This window comes from Cryobacterium sp. RTC2.1, assembly GCF_035018685.1.
Lineage (GTDB): Bacteria > Actinomycetota > Actinomycetes > Actinomycetales > Microbacteriaceae > Cryobacterium > Cryobacterium glucosi.
Map to the genome: position 1 here is coordinate 1 of NZ_JASJXJ010000070.1, position 18,954 is coordinate 18,954.

Annotated in this window: 15 protein-coding genes; 4 read left to right on the top strand and 11 right to left on the bottom strand. The window is 67.4% G+C overall.

Translation table 11 applies throughout. From position 1 onward, the window contains the following. The first annotated feature begins 140 nt into the window (after window positions 1-140). Window positions 141-653 (top strand): DUF3515 family protein, encoded by a 513-nt coding sequence (locus QN357_RS10335; protein ID WP_134447532.1) that lies wholly within the window; start codon window positions 141-143, stop codon window positions 651-653. A gap of 20 nt (window positions 654-673) precedes the next feature. On the opposite strand, the gene QN357_RS10340 is transcribed toward QN357_RS10335, so the two are convergent. From QN357_RS10340 to QN357_RS10375, 8 genes are all read right to left on the bottom strand, one after another. Next, window positions 674-1,804 carry a D-alanine--D-alanine ligase family protein gene (locus QN357_RS10340; RefSeq protein ID WP_134447530.1) on the bottom strand — a complete coding sequence of 377 codons (1,131 nt, stop codon included), beginning with the start codon at window positions 1,802-1,804 and terminating at the stop codon, window positions 674-676. Next, window positions 1,707-2,798 (bottom strand): NAD(P)H-dependent glycerol-3-phosphate dehydrogenase, encoded by a 1,092-nt coding sequence (locus QN357_RS10345; RefSeq protein WP_370294842.1) that lies wholly within the window; start codon window positions 2,796-2,798, stop codon window positions 1,707-1,709. The genes QN357_RS10340 and QN357_RS10345 overlap by 98 nt, the downstream gene beginning before the upstream one ends. Before the next feature lie 37 nt (window positions 2,799-2,835). Beyond that, on the bottom strand, window positions 2,836-3,576 hold the full coding sequence (locus QN357_RS10350; RefSeq protein ID WP_241975531.1) for a lysophospholipid acyltransferase family protein: 741 nt from the start codon (window positions 3,574-3,576) through the stop codon (window positions 2,836-2,838). A 79-nt stretch (window positions 3,577-3,655) separates the two neighbouring features. Beyond that, complete coding sequence (murA, locus tag QN357_RS10355) at window positions 3,656-4,984, bottom strand: UDP-N-acetylglucosamine 1-carboxyvinyltransferase (RefSeq protein ID WP_134448059.1); 1,329 nt, start codon at window positions 4,982-4,984, stop codon at window positions 3,656-3,658. 104 nt (window positions 4,985-5,088) lie between these two features. Continuing rightward, the gene (gene leuD / locus QN357_RS10360; RefSeq protein WP_134560776.1) at window positions 5,089-5,697 is read right to left on the bottom strand and encodes a 3-isopropylmalate dehydratase small subunit; all 609 of its coding nucleotides are present in this window, start codon (window positions 5,695-5,697) and stop codon (window positions 5,089-5,091) included. A 2-nt stretch (window positions 5,698-5,699) separates the two neighbouring features. Further along, window positions 5,700-7,208: a 3-isopropylmalate dehydratase large subunit gene (gene leuC / locus QN357_RS10365; protein WP_174774847.1), complete on the bottom strand. Its 1,509-nt coding sequence runs from the start codon at window positions 7,206-7,208 to the stop codon at window positions 5,700-5,702. A 153-nt stretch (window positions 7,209-7,361) separates the two neighbouring features. Next, on the bottom strand, window positions 7,362-8,150 hold the full coding sequence (locus tag QN357_RS10370; RefSeq protein WP_241975532.1) for a PP2C family protein-serine/threonine phosphatase: 789 nt from the start codon (window positions 8,148-8,150) through the stop codon (window positions 7,362-7,364). A gap of 126 nt (window positions 8,151-8,276) precedes the next feature. Beyond that, on the bottom strand, window positions 8,277-9,302 hold the full coding sequence (locus QN357_RS10375; RefSeq protein ID WP_134447524.1) for a TerC family protein: 1,026 nt from the start codon (window positions 9,300-9,302) through the stop codon (window positions 8,277-8,279). 256 nt (window positions 9,303-9,558) lie between these two features. Between QN357_RS10375 and QN357_RS10380 the strand changes: the two genes are divergently transcribed. Further along, complete coding sequence (locus QN357_RS10380; protein ID WP_134447522.1) at window positions 9,559-10,899, top strand: hypothetical protein; 1,341 nt, start codon at window positions 9,559-9,561, stop codon at window positions 10,897-10,899. Between the two features lie 9 nt (window positions 10,900-10,908). Next, window positions 10,909-12,210 (top strand): MFS transporter, encoded by a 1,302-nt coding sequence (locus tag QN357_RS10385; RefSeq protein WP_416347615.1) that lies wholly within the window; start codon window positions 10,909-10,911, stop codon window positions 12,208-12,210. Between the two features lie 41 nt (window positions 12,211-12,251). Here QN357_RS10385 and QN357_RS10390 read toward each other — a convergent pair whose 3' ends face one another. Further along, window positions 12,252-14,741, bottom strand: a complete 2,490-nt coding sequence (locus QN357_RS10390; RefSeq protein ID WP_322135636.1) for a transglycosylase domain-containing protein — start codon at window positions 14,739-14,741, stop codon at window positions 12,252-12,254. Between the two features lie 209 nt (window positions 14,742-14,950). Between QN357_RS10390 and QN357_RS10395 the strand changes: the two genes are divergently transcribed. Then, window positions 14,951-17,239 (top strand): putative bifunctional diguanylate cyclase/phosphodiesterase, encoded by a 2,289-nt coding sequence (locus QN357_RS10395; protein WP_322140858.1) that lies wholly within the window; start codon window positions 14,951-14,953, stop codon window positions 17,237-17,239. 9 nt (window positions 17,240-17,248) lie between these two features. Here the strand turns inward: QN357_RS10395 and QN357_RS10400 are convergent, their stop codons facing one another. Continuing rightward, window positions 17,249-18,016, bottom strand: a complete 768-nt coding sequence (locus QN357_RS10400) for a glycosyltransferase (RefSeq protein ID WP_322135634.1) — start codon at window positions 18,014-18,016, stop codon at window positions 17,249-17,251. Beyond that, the coding region (locus tag QN357_RS10405; RefSeq protein ID WP_323504866.1) for a class I SAM-dependent methyltransferase at window positions 18,013-18,954 on the bottom strand (942 nt) is incomplete at its 5' end. The genes QN357_RS10400 and QN357_RS10405, both read right to left, overlap by 4 nt.

The following is an 18,954-nucleotide window of genomic DNA, read 5'->3' on the forward strand; positions in this document are numbered from 1 at the left end:
GGTCTCGGTCGCCGGTCCGGCGTTCATCGCAGCGGCACCGGTGTCTCGCACAGCCCGCGATTCCGACGCAGCCGCCGGGGATGCGTTCGCGGCAGGGGTTCTCGCAGCAGTGGTCATCTTCAAACGGTAGCCTGAATGGAATGTCTCTCCGCTCCCGTACCCGCCGCAGTCTCGCCACGTCGACGCTCGCCCTGGCCGGCGTCGTGCTCCTGAGCGGATGCACGGCGAGCGTCGCCCTCGAACCCGCGGCGGACGCAGTGAACCCCGGTTGTGCAGACGTCGTCGTTCACCTGCCGACGCTCGTCGCCGACCAGGCCGAACGCGAAACGAACGCCCAGGCGACGGGTGCGTGGGGCAGCCCGGCCGCCGTGCTGCTGCACTGCGGCGTCGCGGTGCCTGCCCCCACGACGCTGCCGTGCCTCAACGTCAACGGCATCGACTGGATCGAAGACGACTCCGCCGCTCCGCTCTACCGGTACACGACCTACGGCCGCACCCCGGCGAGTGAGGTCGTCATCGACTCTGGCAAGGTCAGCGGCTCGACGGTGCTCGTCGACCTGGCCGCCGTGATGGCGGTCATCCCCGCGACGGCCAAGTGCCTCGGGGCCGCCGACGTGACCCTGCCGACCGACGGCGGAACCCTCGCGCCCTGAACGACGCCTGCCGCCCCTGATCAGGCAGGAAGCGGGTCCCGCGCCGGGACGCCGCGGCGGGCGAGCGCGACTGAGATCAATTCGTCGATGAGCGCGGGATAGGTGTAGCCGCTCTGAAGCCAGCACGTCGGGAACATCGAGATCGGCGTGAAGCCGGGCATGGTATTGATCTCGTTGATGACCCAGCCGGTGTCAGTCAGGAAGAAGTCGACCCGCGCCAGCCCGGCGCCGTCGATGGCGTCGAACGCCCGGATCGCCATCCGCTGCATCTCGGCGAGCTCGGCCGGGGTCAGGGCCGCAGGGCACACCAGTTCGATGCCCGCTGCCCCCAGGTACTTGGCGTCGAAGTCGTAGAAGTCACGCCCGGTGACGAGTACTTCTCCGGCGACGGATGCCCGCGACGGCTCCCCCGGACGGCCCTGCAGCACGGCCACCTCGAGTTCGCGGCCCACGAGGCCCGCCTCGATCAGGACCTTGTCGTCCTCCGCGAGGGCGGTCTCCATGGCACGGACCAGCTCGGCGGGGTCTGTGACCCGGCTCACGCCGACGCTCGACCCGGCGCGGGCCGGCTTGACGAAGGCGGGCAGCCCGAGTTCGGCGAGGGCCGCGTAGGCCATTCCCGGCGCTTCGGCCCAGTCGGCCGCAGTGATCGTGCGCCACGGTGCGACCGGAAGGGAGGCCTGCTGAAAAACGGTCTTGGTGAAGTGCTTGTCCATCCCGAGCGCCGAGGCGAGCACGCCGGATCCGACGAACGGCAGGCCGAGGAGTTCGAGGAGACCCTGGATGGTGCCGTCCTCACCGTACGGGCCGTGCAGGATCGGGAAGACGAGGTCGACGCTGCCGAGCACGCGGGCTGCGGCGCCGGGGGCGTCGACGACACGGAGCGTGCGGTCGAGGGACGATTCCGGCCAGTGCACCCGGCTGCCGTTGTCGGTGACGACGGGAAGCTCCGCTGCCGAGGATCCGAGCGCGAAGTGCGCCGGGTCATCCGCTTCGAGCACGAACGCGCCGTCGCGGGTGATCCCGATCGGGATCACGTCGTAACGCGACCGGTCAATTGCCGCCAGGACTCCGCCGGCCGTGGCGCAGCTGATCGAGTGTTCGCTTGACCGACCCCCAAAGAGCAGCGCTACCGTGAGCTTGTCCGTCATCAATTGTCCTTTCGCCCTGCGGTTCCGCCGAATCCGTGGTGAGGTGAGGGGCGATGTCCCGCGGTTTCAGCGTACCGGCCAGCACCTGCCGCACCTGTTCGACGATGGGCATGTCGACACCCTTGGCCCTGGCGAGATCGAGGATCGGTCCGACGGAGGCGAGGCCTTCCGTGGTCTGCTGCATCTGCTTGACGACATCCGCGATGCTGTAGCCCTGGCCGAGGAGCCGCCCGGCCGTGTTGTTGCGGGAGAGCGGGGACTGGCAGGTGGCGATGAGGTCGCCGAGGCCGGCGAGGCCGGCGAGGGTCTCCGGCTGGGCGCCGTATGCGACGGCGAAGTCGGTCATCTCGACGAGGCCGCGGGTGATGATCGAGGCCTTGGTGTTCTCGCCGTAGCCGACACCGTCGACGATGCCGATCGCGACGGCGATGAGGTTCTTCAGCACGCCGCCGAATTCGGTGCCGATCACGTCGGTGTTGACGTAGGAGCGGAAGTAGCTGTTGGTCGCGAGGATCGCGACGGCCTGGGCGGTCTCGAGGCTCGTCGAGGACACCACGGCGGCCGTCGGCTGCTCCCTGGCGATTTCGAGGGCGAGGTTGGGTCCGGAGATCGCGGCGATGTGGTGCGGGTCGACGGGCAGCATCTCTTCGATGATCTGGCTCATCCGCTGGCCGGAGCCGCGTTCGACGCCCTTCATGAGCGACACCAGGATCGCGTCGGGCTCGAGGAACGGTTCCATCAGGACGAGGTTCTCCCGCAGCGACTGGCTCGGGACCGAGATGAAGACCTGCTCGGCTCCTGCGAGGGCCTGGTCGAGGTGCGGGGTCGCGCGGAGGCCGATCGGGAGGTTGATGCCGGGAAGGTAGTCGCTGTTCCTCCGGCCCTCCGTGATCTCGCGGGCCAGTTCCGGCCGGCGGGCCCAGAGCACGACGTCGGCGCCGCCGTCGCTCAGGATCTTGGCGAAGGTCGTCCCCCAGCTTCCCGCTCCGAGCACGGCGACGCGCGTACCGACAGGGACACCCTGCCGTTGTTTAGCCTTCAAAACGGCCGGTCTCCTTCTGGTCGTGCTCGGAGGGGTTCCAGCGTTTCGCCGGGGCCTTCTCGCCGCGGAGGTCCTCGAGGAGCCCGGTGATGGCATCCATCAGGATGGCCGTGGCCTCGTTCAGGGTCGCCGTGTCGAGGCTGCGTCCCTTGAACTCGTCGAAGGACAGCGGATCGCCGATTTTCACGTGGATGGTCTTGCGGGGAAACGGGCTGATCCGTTTCGAATACCGCGGCATCAGGTCCTGGGTGCCCCAGTGGGCGATCGGCACGATCGGGATGCCCTGCTCGAGTGCGATCCGCACGGCACCGGTCTTCCCGCGCATCGGCCAGAGCTCGGGGTCGCGGGTGAGCGAACCCTCGGGGTACACGATGACCATCTGGCCGCGCTCGACGAGCCGCCTGGCGGCCTTGACCGGTTCGTTGCCACGCGCGACCCCGCCCCGTTCGACGGGGATCTGGCCGGACTTGCGCAGCAGCCAGCCGAGTACGGGGATCTTGAAGACGGATGCCTTCGCCATGAACCGGGGAGCACGCCCGAGCTTCCACGCGAGTGCGCCGACGACGATCGGGTCGATTTCACTGAAGTGATTCGGCGACAGCACGAACGCCCCGGTCTGCGGGAACTTCCGGACGTCGGTCACCCGGTACCGCACCGCAAGGTTGACCGCAGGGAGCACGATCGTCGCGAGGATCCAGAACACCGACGGCTGTGTGGTTTCCTTGCGCACCCTCACCGGTTTCGCGGACGGATCGGGTTCGACGGACGGTTCGGATGACGGACTTGCTCCATTGACTGGCACAGGGCCATTATCCTTCGAGATCGAAGTCCGCCCCCAACAGCCGCAGCTTCGTGATGAAGTTTTCGTAGCCACGGCTGATGATTCCCACGTTGCTGACCGTCGAGGTGCCCTCGGCGGTGAGCGCCGCGATCAGGTGGCTGAAGCCGCCGCGCAGGTCGGGAACCTCGATGTCGGCGCCGTGCAGCTTCGTCGGCCCCGCGATGACGGCGGAGTGGTTGAAGTTGCGCTGTCCGAAGCGGCACGGGTGGCCGCCGAGGCATTCGCGGTGGATCTGGATCGTCGCGCCCATCTCGACGAGGGCGTCGACGAAGCCGAAGCGTTGTTCGTAGACGGTTTCGTGCACGATCGACACGCCGTGGGCGTGGGTGAGGGCGATCACGAGCGGCTGCTGCCAGTCGGTCATGAAGCCGGGGTGCACATCCGTTTCGATGACGACGGGCTTGAGGTCGCCGCCCGGGTGATAGAAGCGGATGCCGTCGTCGTGGATCTCGAAGGCGCCTCCGACCTTACGGAACACGTTGAGGAAGGTCAGCATCTCGGACTGGCGTGCGCCGCCGACGAAGATGTCACCGTCGGTCGCGAGCGCGGCTGCCGCCCAGCTCGCGGCCTCGTTCCGGTCGAAGAGCGCCCGGTGGTTGAAGCCCTCGAGTCGTTCGACGCCCTCGATGCGGATGACCCGGTCGGTGTCGACCGTGATGATCGCACCCATCTTCTGCAGGATGTTGATCAGGTCCATGATCTCGGGCTCGATCGCCGCGCCCTTGAGCTCGGTGATGCCCTCGGCGCGTACGGCGGTGAGCAGGACCTGCTCCGTCGCCCCGACGCTCGGGTACGGGAGGGAGACCTTGGCCCCGTGCAGGCCGTTCGGGGCCGACATGCGGATGCCGTTGGGCTGCTTGTCGACGACGGCGCCGAACTTGCGCAGCACCTCGAGGTGGTAGTCGATCGGCCGGTCGCCGATGCGGCAGCCGCCGAGGTCGGGGATGAACGCCTCGCCGAGGCGGTGCAGCAGCGGTCCGCAGAACAGGATCGGGATGCGGGAGGACCCCGCGTGCGCGTCGATCGCGGCGAAGTGCGCGCTCTCGACGTCGACGGGGTCGAGCAGGAGTTCTCCGGGCTCTGGCCCGTCGGTCACCTTGACGCCGTGCACCGCGAGCAGCTCGCGCACGATGCGCACGTCGCTGATGTTGGGCACGTTCTTCAGGATGCTCGGGCTCTCGCCGAGCAGGGAGGCGACCATGGCCTTGGTGACCAGGTTCTTCGCGCCCTTGAGTTCGATCCGGCCGATCAGCGGGATGCCGCCGCGAATCGTGATCTTGTCGCCTTTCAGCCCCACAGCGGCCCCCCAGCTCTGTGCGTTCTCACGGTTTTGTTCGTCTTCGAGGAGCTGCGCCTTCACGGCTGCGTCTTCACGATTCTGGGCGATCTCGCTGATGGTACTCACAAATTTACCTGCCTTGCGGGGAGAGTACGGGGCCGCCACGGCTCCCGATGGGATTCGAATTCTGCGATCCGCGCTTCATCACGCAGGGTCAGGCCAATGTCGTCGAGGCCTTCGAGCAGGCGCCAACGGGTGTAGTCGTCGACCTGGAATGGCACTGTGAAATCGCCGACGCGTGCTGTACGCGCAACCAGATCGACGGTGAGTTCTATTCCCGGGTCGGCCTCGATGATGCTCCAGAGCTTCTGGGCATCGTCCTCGGTGATCTGCGCGGCAAGGAGGCCCTGTTTGCCGGCATTGCCGCGGAAGATATCGCCGAACCGGGGGCAGAGCACCACGTCGAAGCCGTAGTCGCGCAGCGCCCAGACGGCGTGTTCGCGAGACGATCCCGTGCCGAAGTCCGCGCCGGCGACGAGAATGCGCGCGCCCGCGTACTCCGGCCGGTTCAGCACGAATTCGGGGTCCGTTCGCCAGGCGGCGAAGAGCGCGTCCTCGAAACCGGTCTTGGTGACGCGTTTGAGGTAGACGGCGGGGATGATCTGGTCCGTGTCGACGTTGGAGCGGCGCAGCGGCAGGGCGATGCCCGTGACGGTTGTGAACTTGTCCATGGTCAGAGTGCTCCATCCAGTGCCGGTGCCGCAGCAGGGGCCAGTTCGGCCGGGATCGCGTCGGCGGGGACGAGGCCGTCCGCGACGAGGTCCCACGGGCTCGACAGCGTGCCGCGGATGGCGGTGGCCGCCGCCACGAGCGGGGAGACCAGGTGGGTGCGGCCGCCCTTGCCCTGGCGGCCCTCGAAGTTGCGGTTGCTCGTCGAGGCGCAGCGTTCGCCGGGGGCCAGCTGGTCCGGGTTCATGCCGAGGCACATCGAGCAGCCCGCGAATCGCCATTCGGCACCGAAATCGGTGAAGACCTTGTCGAGGCCTTCCGCCTCCGCTTCGATGCGAACCCGGGCGGACCCGGGGACCACCAGCATCCGCACGCCGGGGGCGAGCGTCTGCCCGCGCACGATGTCGGCGGCGGCACGCAGGTCTTCGACGCGGCTGTTGGTGCACGAGCCGAGGAACACGGTGTCGACCCGGATGTCCTTCATACGAGTGCCGGCCGCGAGGTCCATGTATTCGAGGGCGCGCTCGGCGGCGGCGCGCTCGTTGGCGTCGGCGACGTCGGCCGGGTCAGGCACGGTCTCGCTCAGCGAGACGCCCTGGCCGGGGTTGGTGCCCCAGGTCACGAAGGGCTCGAGGGTGTCGGCGTCGAGAACGACCTCCGCGTCGAACACGGCGCCCTCATCGGTCGCGAGGGTCTCCCAGTACGCGACCGCGTCGTCCCAGTCCTGACCGGCCGGCGCGTGGGCGCGACCCTTCAGGTAGGCGTACGTCGTCGCATCCGGTGCGACCATGCCCGCGCGGGCGCCCGCCTCGATCGACATGTTGCAGATGGTCATGCGGCCCTCCATCGAGAGGGCGCGGATGGCGCTGCCGCGGTATTCGAGCACGTAGCCCTGTCCGCCGCCGGTGCCGATCTTCGCGATCACGGCGAGGATCACGTCCTTGGCGGTGACGCCGGGGCGCAGGGCGCCTTCGACGGTGATGGCCATGGTCTTGAACGGCTGCAGGGGCAGGGTCTGGGTGGCCATGACGTGTTCGACCTCGCTCGTGCCGATGCCGAGGGCCATCGCCCCGAAGGCGCCGTGCGTGGAGGTGTGCGAGTCGCCGCAGACGACGGTGATGCCCGGTTGGGTGAGCCCGAGCTGGGGTCCGACGACGTGCACGATGCCCTGCTCGATGTCGCCGAGCGAGTGCAGCCGCACACCGAATTCCTCGCAATTGCGGCGGAGCGTCTCGATCTGGGTGCGGCTCGTCAGGTCCTTGATCGGCCGGTCGATGGCGAGCGTCGGAGTGTTGTGATCCTCGGTCGCGATCGTCAGGTCCGGTCGGCGCAGCGGGCGCCCGGCGAGGCGCAGCCCATCGAACGCTTGCGGGCTCGTGACCTCGTGCACGAGGTGCAGGTCGATGTAGATGAGATCCGGGGTGCCGTCGGAACCCTTGCTGACCAGGTGTTTGTCCCAGACCTTCTCGGCCAGGGTCCGCGGGCGTTCGCCGGACATCGATGCGTTAGTCATGTGTGTGCGTCTTCCTCAAGATTTGATGGCAGCCAACGACAGTCTCCGCGACGAGGGAGGCCTCAGAATTGGGACTCGTCGCGGCAGATAAGAAGGAGTCGACCGAACAGCACCCGGACAGGCTAACACTTCGCGCCGAGTCTTCGCCGAAGGTCACGACGGTGACACGACCGATTCGACGAAGACGACCGTGACATTGTCGTGCCCGCCGCGCGCGAGCGCCTCGTCGACGAGGGCGTCCACAACGGCCTGCTGGCCGTTGGCCTGCTGCTCGGCGAGGAGCCTCGAGATGTCGTCAGGCTCGAGCTCCTTGGTGAGGCCGTCGGAACAGATCAGGAAGGCACGGTGACCGGATGCCGGCACGAGCCAGACATCAGCGTCGACGAACTCATCGGTTCCGATCGCCCTCGTGATGATGTTCCGTTCGGGGTGCAGTTCGGCGGACCGAGGCGTGATCAGTCCCGCGTCGACGAGTTCCTGCACCGCGGAGTGGTCGACGGACAGCTGGGCGAGGTGAACCCCGTCCCACGTGTAGATGCGGGAGTCGCCCACGTTGAAGGCCATCCAGTGCAGGCCGATGTCCGCACCGGCATCGACGAAGGCAACCCCGGCCAGCGTCGTGCCGCTCACCGCGGTTCCGAAGTCCTCCGCGCCGCTCAGGTCGCGCACCGCGTCGTTGGACGAGTGGATGGCGTCGAGGATGCGCTCGGGGGTTGAAGGACGGCCAGCCTCGATGTGTTCTTCGAAGACTCTCAGGACGGTCTGGCTCGCCTCGTCGCCGTGGGCGTGCCCGCCCATCCCGTCGGCCACGAGAAAGACCGGAGAGTGCGCCATGAAGCTGTCCTCATTGAGCTGCCGGACCTGGCCGACCTCGCTGCGTGCGCCGACGGTGAACGAGACCGTCACCGTTGGGAGGGTCATCGTGTCTGCGCTCTGGACCAAGCCGGTACTCCCTCGTGCTGCGGCGCGTGTTCCGAGCCGACCCGATCGCGCCTCGACAAGGCGTCAGAGACCCACGGTACCAATTCGGGGGGACTTTTCGCGCCGCCAGGACACGTCGCGCCCGCGCTATTCTTTCGTGGTGAGCGACAGTTCCTCGCCGAGACTGTGGCCGCGGGCGCGGGCGTCCCGGTTCGCCTTGATCAGGCTCGCGACCGTGGCGACGGCCATCGAGACCACGATCACGCCGAGCGACGTCCAGGTGTCGATCTCCGGCGCCCAGCCCACACCATGGCCGCCGTTGATGAACGCGACCTCATTGGTGTGGAGCGCGTGCGAGACGAGCTTGACTCCGATGAAGAACAGGATGAAGGCGATGCCGTACTTGAGGTACACGAGCCGTTCGAGCAGGCCGCCGAGCAGGAAGTAGAGCTGCCGGAGTCCCATCAGGGCGAAGACGTTGGCCGTGAACACGATGAACGGGCTCGTCGTGATACCGAAGATGGCGGGGATCGAGTCGAGGGCGAACACGAGGTCCGTCGTGCCGATTGCGATGAAGACGATCAGCATCGGGGTGAAGACCCGGCGTCCCTTGACGGTGGTGCGGATCTTCGACCCGTCGAAGGTCGGGGAGATCCGCAGGCGGCGACGGATCATCTTCACGAACGCGTTGTCGGCCTCGTTCGCGTCCGGTTCCTTGGCGACGGCCTGATGCACGGCCGTATAGAGAAGGAAAGCGCCGAAGATGTAGAAGATCCAACTGAAGTTCTCGATGAGGGACGCCCCGAGAAGGATGAAGATCAGGCGCAGGACGAGCGCGATGATGATGCCCACCATCAGTACTTCCTGCTGGTATTTCCGCGGCACGGAGAATCTCGCCATGATGATGACGAAGACGAAGAGATTGTCGATGCTGAGGCTGTACTCGGTGAGCCAGCCGGCGAGGAACTGACCGGCGTGTTCGGCATCGGCCAGGAGCAGCATCGCAAGCGCGAACAGCAGGGCGAGCACGACGTAGAAGACGACCCACAGGCTGGCCTCGCGCATCGAGGGCACGTGCGGGCGCTTGTACACGATCAGCAGGTCGCCGACCAGGACCAGGGTCAGGATGACCAGGGAGCCGATTTCGAACCAGAGGGGAAGGGCGAGATCCACGGAGGGGCCTTTCGAGGAGAGGGAGGGCAGGCAGAGAACCTGAAAGTCTCTCCCGCGACAAAAGATGCCGCCGATCCGACCGGAACCCCTGCACCGCGGTCCGTGTTGACGATCAGATCACTAAACCCAGTGGGCTTTGAGGGATACTCCCCTTCACGGGGGTAAGCCTAGCGGATTTCCGTGCCGAATCCGACGGACCGCGCCATAATGTGCCTGCGCCGGAGAGTGGCGCGCACTCTCGAGAGGCACGGACCCGATGGCGCAGATCGAAACCCCCGAGCAGCAAATCGAACGACTTTCGGCCCAGGTCGCGCACTTGCAGGCCCGGCTGCAGCCCGCACCGCCGAGCACTCCCGGCGTGTCTGAACCCACCAAGGCATCGCTCCGGCTGCGCGCATTCTTTGCCGCGCTCCTGATCGCCGTCGGCGTCATTCTCGCCCCGGTCGCCGTCGTCGCCGCGTGGACCAAAACCGAGGTCACCGACACCGGCCGATTCGTGGCCACCCTGTCGCCTCTTGCGGATGACCCGGCATTCCAGGCGTTCCTCGTTGACCAGATCTCCACGGTGATCGACGACCAGGTCGACTTCGAGAGCATCGCAACGGACCTGTTCGACGGAATCGCCCAGCTCAACCTGCCGCCGAGGGCCCAGACAGCCCTCGGCCTGCTCAAGCAGCCGGCCATCGAGGGTGCGCGGTCGCTGGTCCGCACGGCGACACAGCGGCTGATCGCTTCGGACGCCTTCGCGAACATCTGGGAGCAGACCCTGCGGGTCAGTCATTCCCAGGTCATCGCGGCGCTTCAGGGCGATACGGGCGGGCCGCTCACCATCGGAACCCAGGGTGAGGTCGGCATCCAGCTGGCGCCGCTCATCGCCGCGGTGAAGAGCGCCCTTGTCGCCCAGGGCTTCGCTCTCGCCGATCGGATCCCGGAGATCAACCGCACCATCCAGGTCGCCCAGTCCGACTCCCTTGTCCAGGCACGGGTCGCCTATCAGCTCCTCGACGTCCTGGGGTTCGTGCTGCCGTGGGTGAGCCTGGTCCTCCTGGCGGCCGGTGTCGTCGTGGCCAGGCGGAAGGCACGGGCGCTGATCTGGGCGGGTCTCCTGCTCGCGCTCTCGATGGCCGTGCTGGCGACGGGAATCTCCGTCGGGCGCATCCTCTTCGCAGGCTCCGTCTCGCCGCAGTACCTGCCCCGGGATGCCGCACTCGCCACCTACGACGCGATCGTGCCGTTCATCAGCGCGACAGCGCTGGCTGTGGGGACCGCAGGCGTGACCGTCGCCGTGGTGGCGTACCTGGCCGGGCCCTTCCGCGGCGCGATCGTGGTCCGCCGGCTGACCGTGGACTCTGCCAGGAGCATCCGCTCGTCGGCGGAACGTCGAGGAGGAACCACGGGACCGTTCGGGGTCTGGCTGTACTCCGTGCGGCGATACGCGCGGGTCGTCGTTGCGCTTGTGGCCGGGGCCGTCGTGCTGTTCGTCCGCCCGCTGTCGCCGGGCGTGATCATCGGCACCGCCGTCACCGCCCTCGTCGCGATCCTGCTGATCGAGCTCCTCCAGCGCCCGCCAGCGGATGGCGTTGCCGCAAGCCTGTAGCCTTCGACCGTGAACGTTGAGAGCACGGATGAGACCACGGGCGAGACCACGAGCGAGACCACCGCGGAGACCTCAGGTCCGGGCGGCTCCTCCCCTGCCTCGGTCTCGCGGCCGCCGGTAGCGGCCCGCCGTGCCCGCATAGCGGTCGGCGTGCTCTTCTTCACCAACGGTGCGATCTTTGCGAACCTGTTGCCGCGCTATCCCCAGATCAAGGCCGACCTCGGCCTCACGAACGCGGAATTCGGCTTCGCGGTCGCCGCATACCCGCTCGGCGCGCTCATCGCCGGGTTGACGGCCGGGATGCTCGTGCGCCGGTTCCGCTCCTCCCGGGTGGCGATCGTCGCCACGGTGTTCACCGCGGTCGGCATCCTGCTTGCCGGGGTGGCCCCGGCCTGGCTTCCGCTCGCGGCCGGATTGTTCCTGGCCGGCGCGATGGACTCGATCACCGACGTCGCCCAGAACTCACACGCGCTGAGGGTGCAGCGACTGTACAAACGCTCCATCCTCAACTCGTTCCACGCTGTCTGGAGCATCGGTGCGGTATCCGGCGGCGCACTCGGGTCCCTCGCCGCCGGGCTCGGCATTCCCCTGGCCGTGCACCTCACGCTCTCCGCCGTGCTGTTCAGCATCCTGGCCGCGCTGTCGTACCGCATGCTCCTGTCCGGCCCCGAACCGGACGAGACGCGTGCCGCCAATGTTTCGGCCGGCGTGCAGACGCGCACCGGACGAGCGGTGGGCGTGTTGGCGAAATACGCGGTGCTCCTCGCCCTCGTGCTCATCGCGGCGTCCGGGGCCATCGTCGAGGACGCCGGCAGCTCCTGGTCGGCCATTTACCTCTCCGTCGACCTCGGCGCATCAGCCTTCGTCGCGGGCCTCGGCTTCATCGCGCTCCAGGGCATGCAGTTCATCGGGCGGATGCTCGGCGATCGGCTCGTCGACCGGTTCGGCCAGCGCGCGGTCGCGAGAACGGGCGGGGTGATCGTCTGTGTCGGCATGGGAAGCGCCCTCCTGGTCCCGTCGGTCCTGGGCACCGTGGTCGGATTCGGCCTCGCAGGACTCGGGGTCGCGACCCTGATCCCGGCGGCCATGCATGCGGCGGACGAGCTTCCTGGCTTCCGCCCTGGCTCCGGGCTGACGATCCTCGCCTGGCTTCTCAGGGTCGGTTTCCTCGTCTCGCCGCCCGTGGTCGGCGCGATCGCCGACGCGTCCTCGCTCCGGCTCGGCCTGCTCGTCGTGCCTGTGGCCGGTGTGCTCACCCTGCTGTTCGCCGGGGTCCTGTCCGGCCGGGAGCCTCGCGGGCCCAGCAGCTGATCTTCTCCTCGCGCCGAAGTGAGCGCAGACAGTGCGCCGGCTCAGCCTCCCGCGGCGGCCAGCCGGCCGACGACGATCGTGACGGCATCCCCAGGTCTGGCGGCGCTGCCGGCCGGTGGCGACGTCGTGACGACCGTGCCGACGAGAGCGGGGTCTTTCACATCGGTTTCGTTCTTCACCACGGTGAAGTTCGACAGGGCGGCGCGGGCTTCGACTTCACGTTTGCCCGAGACGTCCGGTACGACGACGAGCGCGGCGTTGCTCGTGCGCACCGTCACGGCAGCGCCGCGGGCCGCGCTTGCTCCCCCACCGGGCTCGGTGTTCGCGACAACGCCGGCAGGCAGCTCGGAGTCGATGGTTCCGCCATTCACGAAGAGGAAGCCTGCGGATTCCAGGGTCGACTGCGCCTGGCTGAGGCTCTTGCCGCGGAGGTCAGGAATGGACACCTGGGCGGCGTTGATCACCGCGCCGGAGGCCGCGGGAAAGGCAACGCCGGGATACTTCGCATTCGCGACGCTCATCACGTCCGGCCACATCCGATGCCGTGCCGTCGCGGCCTGCTGGCCGTTGAAGGAGGTGGTGCGCTGATCCCTGTCACCCGTGACGCTCATCACGCCGGCGACGGTGGCGACGGTCGTGCTCGCCCCGCTCATCCAGGTGTCCTTGTTGCCGTCTGTGGTCCCGGTCTTGCCGATCATCGGCGACTTCGGACTGGTCGCCTTGAACGAGGCGGATCCGGTTCCGCTCGCCATGACCTGCTGCATCGCGGTCGTCATGCCGGCGGCGACGTTCGGATCGACCGACTGGTGGCACGCCGACTGCGGCACGGCAAGCGCCGTTCCGTCGGAGCCGGTGATGTGGTCGATCACGATCGGGCTGCAGGTGGTGCCCTTGTTGGCGATGCCGGCGAAGGCGACCGCCATGCTCAGGGGCGCGACCTCGTTGGTGCCGAGCACCGCTGAGGCACCCTGCTCGAGCGGGGCGCCGTCGGCGCGCGTGACGTCGAAGGCCTCGGCGGTCTTGCGGATGCCGCACAGGTCGAGTTTCTTGGCCATGCCGATGAAGCCGGTGTTGATGGACCCGATCGTCGACTGCAGGGCGCTGTAGTTGGCGCCGGATTCGTTCGAGTCGTTCTTGGGGTTGTAGCCGGGGAAGCTCACGGTGCCGCCGGTCGCGCAGCTGTCGCGGAAGGTGCCCCAGTTGGCCTTGCGCCGGGAGTCGACCCGCTCGTTGAGCGAGTGGCCCTCGGTCAGCCACTCGGCGAGGGTGAACACCTTGTACGTCGATCCGGGCTGGAACCCGTGGGAACCGCCCTGGTCGACGTTGGTGTTGTAGTTGATCCCGGTCAGGTTCGACCCGGTGATCGGCACATCCGGGTCCTGGCTGTAGTCCTTGTTCTGCGTCATGGCGAGAACCTTGCCGGTGCCGACTCCGACGCTGACGATCACGCCACCGACGTCCCAGCCGGGGTAGGTGTCAGGAACGTTGGCCTTCATCGTGGCCTCGGCGGCCTGCTGCATGTCGAGGTCGAGGGTCGTGTAGACGTTGAACCCGCCGCGGCGGAAGTTGGCCATCCGGGTGGTGTCGTCGGCTCCGAAGGTCGGGTCGTTCTGCAGGGTATTCACGACGAGGTCGCAGAAGAAGGCACTGCCGCCGGCGGTCTGGCAGCCGGTCGAGGGCACGTGGATGCTGGGCTCGATGGCCGTGGCGATCGCGGCATCGTGGTCGGCCTGGTTGATCTTGCCGTACTTGAGCATCTGGTCGAGGATGTAGTCGCGGCGGTCCTTGTTCGCGGCGTAGCCGTTCGCGGCGCCGTTGGTCTCGCTGTCGGGCTGGTCGAGCTGAAACTTGACCGGGTTGTTCACGATCGCGACGAGGCTCGCGGCCTGCGGGAGCGTCAGCGTCGCCGCCGTCGAACCGAAGTAGTACTCCGCGGCGGACTCGATGCCGTAGACGGTGCCGCCGAAGCCGGTGATGTTCAGGTACTGGCGGAGGATGTCGTCCTTCGCGTACTTCTTCTCCACGCCGATCGCGAGGCGCATCTCCTTGAGCTTGCGATCAGGAGTCTTGGCGATCGCGGCGTCATAACAGTCCGACTTCTTCTGCGTATCCGTGAGCACTTCGCACTTCTGCACGAGCACGTTCTTCACGTACTGCTGGGTGATCGAAGACCCACCGCGAACATCACCGGTGGCGACAGTCGTGACGATCCCGGTCACTGTGCCCTGCAGGTCGATGCCGCCGTGGTCGTAGAACCGGGGGTCTTCACCGGAGGTCGCGGCATCCTTGACGAACTGGTTGATCGCATCCGAGGCGACCTCGACGCGGTTCTGGTCGTAGAACGAGGCCAGGAGATAGGGGACGCCGGTGCTCGTGGTCGCGTAGATGTTGCTCTTCTGCGAGAGCTGGTCGATCTTCAGGTAATCGGGCAGGTTCTCGAAAACAGTGATCGCGTTTGTCGCAGCAAGGCCGGAGAGGCCCAGGGCGGGAGTAACCGCGGCCGCCACGAGAACACCGGCAACGACACTCATCCCGACAAAACCCAGCAATCCGCCGACCGCTTCAAAATTCCGCCTGGTATTTGGTTTTCCGTACACGTATCCCCCAATTTTATGCCCGGCCATGCGGCAAATTCGCTGCCGCACTGGCTCCCCCGGGACCAATCTATCCCGAAGATGCCGCACGCCGGGGTTCATTTCGAAGGCGACCGACGCAGCTAGGTTTATCGAGAGGGAGATCTATGCCAGCCGATACCAGCACGGAGCGCGTCAGCGCGTCTCGAGGGACGAGCCGATTCGGCCGATGGCCGAACTGGACCCTCGGGCTGATTGTGGCTGCCTTCGCTGTCGCCACGATCTTCGGTACCGCAGGCGACGTGAGTTCGCTCGTACTCGGATTCTTCGCGTTGTGGATTCCCGTCGTCGTGTGCTGGATTGCGATCGGCCGGACACGGTCCCGGCGCAGGGACCTGCACCTGATGACCGCCGCCGTGACGGTCCTGGCGGCCGGAGACACGTTCTTCGCACTGGCGACGACCGGAGGCGAATCCCTGCCGCGTCCGTCCTGGGCGGATGTCGGCTTCCTCGGCTTCTACCCGCTCATGTTCGCGGCACTCGTCGTTCTCGCGAGGCGCACAATCCGGGGTCTCGCGTCTCCGATCGTCCTGGACAGCGCCGTCGGGTCTCTCGGTGCGGCCGCCCTGTTGGCCGTGCTGCTCGATCCGATCCTCAAGGCGGCCCTCGCGACCCCGGGATCGTTCGCCACGACCGTCGCATTTGCGTATCCGCTCGGAGATGTCCTGCTGGTGGCCTTCTTCGTCGGGATTGCAGCCTCCCACGGCACCTCCATCGGCCCGGGCTGGACCCTCCTTGTTCTCGGTCTCGCTGTCTTCACGGCCGCCGACATCATCAGCGTGTCCCTGCACCTGAACGGCCTCTACGTCATCGGCAGTCCCCTCGACATCGGCTGGCCCCTGAGCCTCGCCCTGATCGCGTCTTCGGTCGACAGGGAGGCCCGCCTCGGCTCGCACCCTCGCCAGTCGACGTGGGCGATCCCCGAACAGACGGTTCCCGCGATCGCCACGGCCGCGGGTCTCCTGGTCCTGATCATGGGAACCCAGCTGAAGATCTCTCCGCTCGCCGTCGTCCTGGCGGCCCTGACCCTCACCGTGGCGGCACTGCCCCTGATCTTTCGCCAGCGCATCCGTATTGCGGATGCGCATCGCCAGGCGCGGACCGATGAGCTCACGGGGTTGCCCAACCGCCGCGCCCTCTACGCCGATGTGCCCGCCCGGCTGGCCGCGAATCCGCACCGGACGAGCGCGCTCCTCCTTCTCGACCTCGACAAGTTCAAGGAGGTCAACGACAGTCTCGGTCACGATGTCGGTGACCTGCTCCTGTTCCAGGTCGCCGGCCGGATTTCCGGTCAGCTGCGCACCGAGGATCTCTTCGCGCGCGTAGGCGGCGACGAGTTCGTGATCTTTCTCGACGGTTCGGATTCGGTCAGGGCGGAAGCGGTGGCCTTGAAGCTGCGCGCGACCCTGGCCCAGCCGTTCATCCTCGCGGGCATCTCGGTTCAGGCCAGCGCCAGTATCGGGATCGCCGGGTACCCCGACCAGGGCGAGGACCTGACCATGCTGCTCCGCAAGGCGGACATGGCGATGTACACGGCGAAGGCGACCCACAGCGGCCACCACGTCTACCGGGGCACCGACGACAATCACGGGGAGGATCGGCTGCACCTGCTCGAGGAGTTGCGCTTCGCGCTCGTCGATGACCAGCTGGTGCTGCACTACCAGCCCAAGATCGACCTCAAAACCGGGGACGTCTGCGGGGTCGAGGCCCTGGTCCGCTGGAACCACCCGACGAGGGGTTTGTTGCAACCCGACGATTTCCTCGATCTCGTCGAGGAGTCAGGGCTGATGCATGCGATGACCGAGATCGTGCTGCGTGAGGCCCTTGACCAGGCCGCAACCTGGTCTGGCCAGGGCCGGACGCTGACGATGGCGGTCAACATGTCCCCGAGTTCCCTGATCGACACGGTGCTGCCCGAACGGATCAGCGCGATGCTGTCGTCGCGTGGTCTGTCCCCCACAGTGCTGGTCCTGGAGATCACCGAAGATTTCCTCCTCTCCGACCGGGAACGCGCGCGCAGCATCCTCACCCGGTTGCAGGCGACGGGAATTCGGATCTCCATCGATGACTTCGGGACCGGGTACAGCTCCCTGGCGTACCTGCGTGACCTGCCGATCGACGAGCTCAAACTCGACAAGTCCTTCATCATCCCGATGAAGGACGATCCTCGCGCAACGGCCCTCGTCGTCTCGACCATCGACATGGCACACAGCCTCGGCCTGCGCATGGTGGCCGAGGGCGTGGAGGACGCTACGGCATACTCGGAGCTCATCGGCTACGGCTGCGATGTCGCTCAGGGCTTCCTGATGTCCCACCCTGTGCCTGCGGCCGAGCTGGAAGACTGGTTCGCCGCGAGAGCGTTGGATGGAAGCGCTCTGGGCCACATATCAGGCTGAGTGATTCGCTCACGGGAGGCCGCCGGCGTCGTCGACCTGCAGAACACCCGTCTCCATGATGACGGGGAGGCGAGCGGTCTGAGCGCGCAGGTAGCCGGCGAAACCCCCGGGCGTGCGTCCGACGAGTCGCCCACTCGTACGAACCGGGATGCGTGCCGTGCGGATCTCGCACACCCGCAGCCTCCGCAGTGCCGCGACGAGTGCAATGTCCTCGTCGGTGTCGATACCGGGGAATTCCCCGGCAGCGAGGTACCGGTCTGCCCGCACACCGAGATTGGCCCCGTGCACGTGCGGATGTCCCTCGACGAGCCACTGCTCTGCCGCCCAGCGAGCGCGCATTTCGCCGTCGAGGCACTCGTCCGGCTCGACGGTGCCGAGAACAAGATGCACATCGTTCCTGGCGAAGGCAAGCTGGCTCGCGAGCCAGTTCTCCGGGACGGCTGAATCGGCATCCGTCGACGCGATCCAGGTACGACCCGTGAAGTCCGCCGGGGTCTTCAGGACGCCGCGGACGCCCGCACGCCGTGCCGCACCGACGCCTCCCGTGTTACTGCGGACCAGATGCACGCCCGGAAAACCCGCGGCAATGGTCTCGGTCCCGTCCGTACAGCGGTCGAGCACGATCACGACCGACACGATCGGCGGCGCCGGATCGAGGGTCGCGACCACTGGCTCGATCGCGGCCCCCACCGCGGCGAGGCACCGAGGAAGCAGTTCCTCCTCGTTGTGCGCGGGGATGACGATGACCAGGTGGTCGATTTCACCGGGCCCGATCATGGGACGAGTCCCTCGTGCTGGGCCACGGATCGTGCCGGCTCGGGCTGCCACACCTCGAGCAGGAAGTCACTTTCGCGATGCTCGACGGTTCGCACGAGGCCGGGCACCGTCGCGAGCATGTCGTGGACCCGGTCGCCGCTGAGCGGATACTCGGGAACCGGATGCCTCCAATGGCAGGCGAGGAGGACTCCGCCGGGGGCGAGGCTGCCCCGGCAGCGCTGGAAGAACCGTTCCAGGTCTGCGGTCGCCAGGTAGTAGCCGACTTCGGATACGACGATGAGGTCGAAGACTCCGGAGGGCCATTCACCGGGCAGGGTCATCCGTGCGAAGCGGACGCCGGGGCGCCCGGCGAGCCGTTCGCGGGCAATCGAGAGCGGTTGCTCCGCGATATCGACGGCCATCACGGTGTCGCACCGGGCGGCGAGGTCGGCCGTGAGTACTCCGATCGAGCAGCCGAGCTCCAGGGCGGCACCGAATCGTTCGCGCGGCAGCGCAGCGAGGGTCAGCGCGCGTTTCCGACGTTCGTACCAGCGCGTCTCGAAGCCCCACGGGTCTCGCGCCTCCCGGTAGAACTCGTCGAAGAAAGATCTCGCCAGGCTCGCCGTCCCGCTCGCATCCGGGGACGGTGCCTCCGCTGCGGTGCCGTCGACGAAGATCTCGAACCCCCTCGCGAAATGGGCGGCCATCGCCGGCGGCACGACGGCCTCGTCTCCGGGTTCGTCGGACAACGGCAGCACCTGGCTGCGGTGCAGCGCGAGCGCCTGCAGCTTCCGCGCGTGGTCCTCGGGAGAGAGATCGAACCTGCGGATGAGGCCCAGCGGCCATTCCCCGTCCGGTGTCGACCAGTGCCAGGCCCAGATCGGGTACTCGAGCAGGCGGGCGCCCGACCATGCCGCTCCGGCCGCTGCCACGTCGCCGGCGAGCGCGTGGTCGGGATG

What these genes read in the sequence shown, in the direction of transcription:
- QN357_RS10335 (WP_134447532.1), top strand. Translation starts at nt 141, where the DNA reads ATGTCTCTCCGCTCCCGTACCCGCCGCAGTCTCGCCACGTCGACGCTC.
- QN357_RS10395 (WP_322140858.1), top strand. Translation starts at nt 14,951, where the DNA reads ATGCCAGCCGATACCAGCACGGAGCGCGTCAGCGCGTCTCGAGGGACG.
- QN357_RS10400 (WP_322135634.1), bottom strand. Translation starts at nt 18,016, where the DNA reads ATGATCGGGCCCGGTGAAATCGACCACCTGGTCATCGTCATCCCCGCG.
- leuC (WP_174774847.1), bottom strand. Translation starts at nt 7,208, where the DNA reads ATGACTAACGCATCGATGTCCGGCGAACGCCCGCGGACCCTGGCCGAG.
- QN357_RS10380 (WP_134447522.1), top strand. Translation starts at nt 9,559, where the DNA reads ATGGCGCAGATCGAAACCCCCGAGCAGCAAATCGAACGACTTTCGGCC.
- leuD (WP_134560776.1), bottom strand. Translation starts at nt 5,697, where the DNA reads ATGGACAAGTTCACAACCGTCACGGGCATCGCCCTGCCGCTGCGCCGC.
- QN357_RS10340 (WP_134447530.1), bottom strand. Translation starts at nt 1,804, where the DNA reads ATGACGGACAAGCTCACGGTAGCGCTGCTCTTTGGGGGTCGGTCAAGC.
- QN357_RS10390 (WP_322135636.1), bottom strand. Translation starts at nt 14,741, where the DNA reads ATGAGTGTCGTTGCCGGTGTTCTCGTGGCGGCCGCGGTTACTCCCGCC.